We start from the raw sequence: 2,290 nt of genomic DNA on the forward strand, positions 1-2,290 counted from the left end.
AAATATTACAACCGAAATGACCGAGCAATTTCTTTCACGACTGCCATACTTTCGAACACTGAGTGCACCAAAAGTATGCTCGTTGGTTTGACCAAAAGTATCTTAAGCCAAAAAGTTCACATTTCGCACGTTACAGCTTGTTTAGAAAATATGCGCTTTGTCAGCACTCGTTTCTAAACAAGAGTATTGCCGCTTACTAATGGCAAGTTACTCCATTTCCTAACGCTTAAGCATTTAGCTAGAACCGTGCCAGATTTCCAATGGCACCCACAAAAACCTACAAAATGTTCATTTTTATAGTCAAAACAGCGTGTTAGAGCAATAACTTAATGCATTCCCTTGTATTCTGTTTAGTACACTTTGTTACACTACGCAATTTTTTAGTGCAAAAATTCTTATTTTTGTCATATTTCAGGGAAAATAAGGCAATAAATGCAAGATTAGAGCTCTAACATAAAGGTCACAGGCCCGTCGTTTAAGAGGCTTACCTGCATATCTGCGCCGAATTGACCGGTCGCAATATTTTGGTGCGATTCGTACGCTTGTGCCACAAAGTGGTTATATATCAACTCACCATGCTCCGGCGGCGCCGCTGAAGAAAAGCTCGGCTTGGTTCCTTTTTTAGTATCAGCCACTAAGGTGAACTGTGACACAACCAACAAACCGCCATTTATATCAGCAAGACTTCTCCCCATTCTTCCGTTCTCATCATCAAAGATTCTATAAGCGAGAATTTTTTTGAGCATACGGTCTGAAACCAGCTGATCGTCATCTTTCTCAACGCCTAGCAGCAGAAGAATACCCTCATCAATAGCTCCGACAATTTGCCCATTCACTTCAACCGATGCATTTTTTACTCTTTGAATAAGTGCTTTCATCGCCTCACTTTCCAAAACCAATTAGAGGTCAGAGTAAAAGTACTCTGACTCCAGTATATGTTTACTTTCTCAAGATATAAAAAAAGCCGAAGACATGCTTCGGCTTTCTAAACTTTACTGAAAAACTTACTTCGCGCGCTTACGTTCGTTTTCAGTCAATAGCTTTTTACGCAAACGAATGCTTTCAGGCGTTACCTCAACTAGCTCATCATCTTCGATGAATTCAAGCGCTTGCTCTAGCGTGTGACGAATAGGTGGAACCAGCGTTAACGCTTCATCTGTGCCAGATGCACGTACGTTCGTTAGCTGCTTACCTTTTGTAGGGTTAACTGCCAAATCGTTAGAACGAGAGTGAATACCGATAATCTGGCCTTCATATACATCTACAGCGTGACCCAAGAATAAACGACCACGATCCTGAAGATTGAATAAAGAGTAAGACAAGGTCTTGCCTTTCACCATTGAAATCAATACACCATTTTGACGTGATACAACTTCACCAGCTTTAACTACATCATAACGATCAAATACAGATGTCATGATACCGCTACCTGATGTAAGCGTAAGGAACTGACCACGGAAACCAATCAAACCGCGCGACGGCACTGAGAACTCGAGTTTTACGCGACCTTTGCCGTCTGGCTCCATGTTAGTCAACTCAGCCTTACGCAAACCAAGCTCTTCCATGATCGAACCCTGATGCTGATCTTCAACATCAATTACTACGTTCTCGTAGGGCTCCATCATCACGCCATCGATTTCTTTCTCGATAACTTCTGGACGAGATACTGCTAGTTCAAAGCCTTCACGACGCATTGTTTCGATCAAAACTGAAAGGTGAAGCTCACCACGACCGCTCACAACAAACTTATCAGCTGTATCGCCCTGCTCAACACGCAATGCTACATTATGGATAAGCTCTTGATCTAAACGATCTTTGATATTTCGTGAAGTTACGAACTTGCCTTCGAGACCAGCAAACGGCGAATCGTTTACTTGGAAGGTCATGCTTACTGTTGGCTCATCAACACTTAGCGCCGGCAATGCTTCAACATTTGCTGGATCACATAAAGTATCTGAAATGCTTAATCCGTCGATACCATTAATACACACAATATCGCCCGCACTCGCCAAATCAGTATCCACACGATCAAGACCATGATAACCCTTCACGTTAAGAACCTTACCTTTACGCTCGTTGCCATCTGCTTGCTTAACAATAACTTGCTGATTAGGCGACAGCGTTCCGCGCGTGATGCGTCCAATACCAATAACACCTACATATGAATCATAATCCAATGCAGAGATTTGCATTTGGAAAGAACCCTCAGGGTCAACTTTTGGCGCTGGAACTTGATCAACGATCATTTGAAACAATGGCGTCATGTCTTCTGCCATTTCTTCCGGATCAT

Annotated in this window: 2 protein-coding genes; both read right to left on the reverse strand. The window is 42.5% G+C overall.

Going from position 1 to position 2,290, the window contains the following annotated elements:
• Positions 1-440: 440 nt before the first annotated feature.
• Positions 441-878, reverse strand: a complete 438-nt coding sequence (dtd, locus tag A3762_RS09695) for a D-aminoacyl-tRNA deacylase (RefSeq protein ID WP_068475285.1) — start codon at positions 876-878, stop codon at positions 441-443.
• A 126-nt stretch (positions 879-1,004) separates the two neighbouring features.
• Positions 1,005-2,290 (reverse strand): EF-Tu/IF-2/RF-3 family GTPase (locus A3762_RS09700; protein WP_068755190.1); only part of this gene is annotated, 1,286 nt, incomplete at its 5' end.

This window comes from Oleiphilus sp. HI0125, assembly GCF_001635355.1.

What these genes read in the sequence shown, in the direction of transcription:
- dtd (WP_068475285.1), bottom strand. Translation starts at nt 878, where the DNA reads ATGAAAGCACTTATTCAAAGAGTAAAAAATGCATCGGTTGAAGTGAAT.